Origin of the sequence: Parvibaculum sp. (genome assembly GCF_035511255.1) — a bacterium.
Classification (GTDB): Bacteria; Pseudomonadota; Alphaproteobacteria; order Parvibaculales; family Parvibaculaceae; genus Parvibaculum.
In genome coordinates, this window is the sequence record NZ_DATKFR010000357.1 from 1 (window position 1) to 2,737 (window position 2,737).

At 64.2% G+C, this 2,737-nt stretch carries 4 protein-coding genes; 1 reads left to right on the forward strand and 3 read right to left on the reverse strand.

What is annotated here, in order from left to right; all coding sequences use genetic code 11:
* Positions 1-358, forward strand: a 358-nt coding sequence (locus tag VMR03_RS13770; RefSeq protein ID WP_325406168.1) for a glutathione S-transferase C-terminal domain-containing protein, incomplete at its 5' end; no start/stop codon positions are given.
* 40 nt (positions 359-398) lie between these two features.
* Here the strand turns inward: VMR03_RS13770 and VMR03_RS13775 are convergent.
* From VMR03_RS13775 to VMR03_RS13785, 3 genes are all read right to left on the reverse strand, one after another.
* Complete coding sequence (locus tag VMR03_RS13775) at positions 399-557, reverse strand: hypothetical protein (RefSeq protein WP_325406170.1); 159 nt, start codon at positions 555-557, stop codon at positions 399-401.
* A 48-nt stretch (positions 558-605) separates the two neighbouring features.
* Entirely contained in the window at positions 606-1,688 is a 1,083-nt protein-coding gene (locus tag VMR03_RS13780) for a hypothetical protein (protein WP_325406172.1), read from the reverse strand.
* 4 nt (positions 1,689-1,692) lie between these two features.
* The coding region (locus VMR03_RS13785; protein WP_325406173.1) for a DNA polymerase at positions 1,693-2,737 on the reverse strand (1,045 nt) is incomplete at its 5' end.

Below are 2,737 nucleotides of genomic sequence, written 5' to 3' on the forward strand. Positions count from 1 at the left end.
CGGCCTGCCCTGGCCGATGCGCGCGGCGGTGGCGCGTGGCGCCCGGAAGAGCGTCATGGCCAGGCTGGACGGGCACGGCATCGGCCGGCACAGCCGGGATGAAATTTATGCCCTGGGTGCGGGAGACCTGACGGCGCTTTCGGATTTTCTCGGCGGCCACCGTTTCTTTTTCGGCGACGAGCCGACGCTCGCCGATGCGACGGCCTTCGGCTTCCTCGTCAATATCGTCGGGCCCGATTTGCCAAACCCGCTGAAAGACGCCGCGCTCGGCCACGCCAATCTCGTCGCCTATACCGAGCGCATGGGCGAGGTCTTCGCCTCGACGCGGCAGCCGCGCCGGTTCAAGGCCGCCGCCTGACACGAAAAGCCCGGGCCGAACGGTCCGGGCGTCGCAACGCTCAGTGTTTTTTCTTGTTCTTGTCGGACGAATGTTTCGGTTCGCCGGCATGGGTGCCGGTCCAGGACGGCGGATCGCTCGCCGGGAAGGTCTCCTCGCCGGCTTCGTCGACGAGGTCGTCCTTCGGCGGCGCGGGCTTCTTCCTGTCGGGGCTCGGCATCGGAACCTCCTTGCTCACCCTTGTGAGATGGACATTGTCCGCCGCTTTTCAGCCCATGACGAGGCTTAAAATGCGCTCGACCAGCGCGCCGCCGAGCCAGGAGCCGAGCGGCAGCGCGAGATAGAGGCCGAAACGGAAAATCGTCGGCATGTCAAGCGGCCATTCGCGGGCATGTTCGACGCGGGCTTCGAGCGCGAGCAGCGCAGCGAGCCGGGGCGCAGCCCTGTCGCTTTCGGGGCCGGTCTTCTCGAAGATCGCGCGGGCCGAGGCGATTTCGCGCCGAAGCCGGATGAGTTCGCGCGTCTTCGCGTGATCTATCAGCCGATGAACCCGCCACATCGGCCAGGCGAAGACCACTGTGGCGCTCGACACGAGCCCCGCGATCAATGGCCAGAAAAGCTCGGTCGATTGCTGTCCGAGAAGCAGAAGCAGAACGATCGTGCCGGTGACGAGCCAGGGCAGGGCGCCCCTGAGCGCGATGCGGCCGAAGCCGTCGAGCTTCGAGATGTCGAGAAGATCGATATTGATGCGGTGATCGATATCGCGCACGAAGACGGAGGTGTCGGTACGCAGATAAGAGAGGCTGCGGAAAATTTCGCCAAAAAGACCTGCCGTCATCAGGAAGAACCATGCCGACGTCACCGTAGCCGTCGCGAGGTGAACGCGATGTCCGTTCGGCTGATAGACCTGCGTATAGAAGACCATGCCCCCGAGCGCGCCAATAAGGCCGAAGAAGAGCGCGCGCCGGTTGGCGGCGCGTGTCGGACCGCGTTCGAGCTCGGCGAGCCTTTCGGTACTGATCGAGAGCCCAAGATGAGACAGCTTCCAGGCGTCAGCAAGATTGGCCTTGCGCGTATACTGACCGATGCTGACGATGCTCCACCAGAGAAGCGCCATGCAGAGTGCCGTCCAGGCATCCGACGACAGCGCCGGATCGCCGTCGCGTTCGATCACGACCGGCACATGGTTCCAGGCGGCGCAGAGAAGAAAACTCGCATAGACAAGAAAGGCGAGGATCGCGCCCGTCCAGAAAAGATTGACCGGCGAGGCGAGAACGAGCCGCGTCTCCCAGCCGAAGGATCTTTCCCGATGGCTTACCGCCGGCTTCGCATCCTCCCCCGCGCCGCTCATGGTCTCAATGGGCCTCGTCCCAGTTGTTCGCCGCCCGCGCCTCGACGTCGAGCGGCACGGAGAGCTTGACCGCCGGTTCGGCGGCGCTGGACATGATCTTCGCGACGAGAGCGCAGGTCTTCTCCGCCTCGTTCTCCGGCGCTTCGAAGATCAGCTCGTCATGAACCTGCAGCAGCATACGCGCCGAGAGCTTCGCATCGCGGAGCGCGTCGGGCATGCGGATCATGGCGCGGCGGATGATGTCGGCGGCGGCGCCCTGGATGGGTGCGTTGATCGCGGCGCGTTCGTTGAAGGCACGCTCGGCCGGGTTCTTCGAATTGATCGCCGGCATGTGGACGCGACGGCCGAAGATCGTCTCGACATAGCCGAGCTTGTGCGCCTGCTCCTTGGTCTGATCCATGTAGGCGCGGATGCCGGGGAAGCGCTTGAAGTAGCGGTCGATATATTCGCCTGCCTCGCCGCGCGGAATGCCGAGCTGATTTGCGAGACCGAAAGCGGAGATGCCGTAGATGATGCCGAAATTGATCGCCTTGGCGCGGCGGCGCACGGCCGGGTCCATGCCCTTCACCGGCACGCCGAACATTTCCGACGCCGTCATCGCGTGAATGTCGAGACCTTCGGCAAAGGCCGTCTTCAGCGCGTCGATATCAGCGATGTGCGCGAGAAGACGCAACTCGATCTGGCTGTAGTCGGCCGAAATCAGCTTGTTGCCTTTTTCCGCGATGAAGGCGGTGCGGATCTTGCGGCCATCCTCGGTACGGACCGGAATGTTCTGCAGGTTCGGATCGCTCGACGAGAGGCGACCCGTCGAGGTCGCGGCCAGCGAATAGCTCGTATGGACGCGGCCGGTCTCGGGATGGATGAACGACGGCAGCGCGTCCGTATAGGTGCTTTTCAGTTTCGACAACCCGCGCCAATCGAGCACGCGGCGCGGCAGTTCATGGCCCTGGGCCGCCAGCGCTTCGAGCGCGTCGGCATCCGTCGACCAGGCGCCGGTTTTCGTTTTCTTGCCGCCCTCGTGGCCCATCTTGTCGTAAAGGATTTCGCCG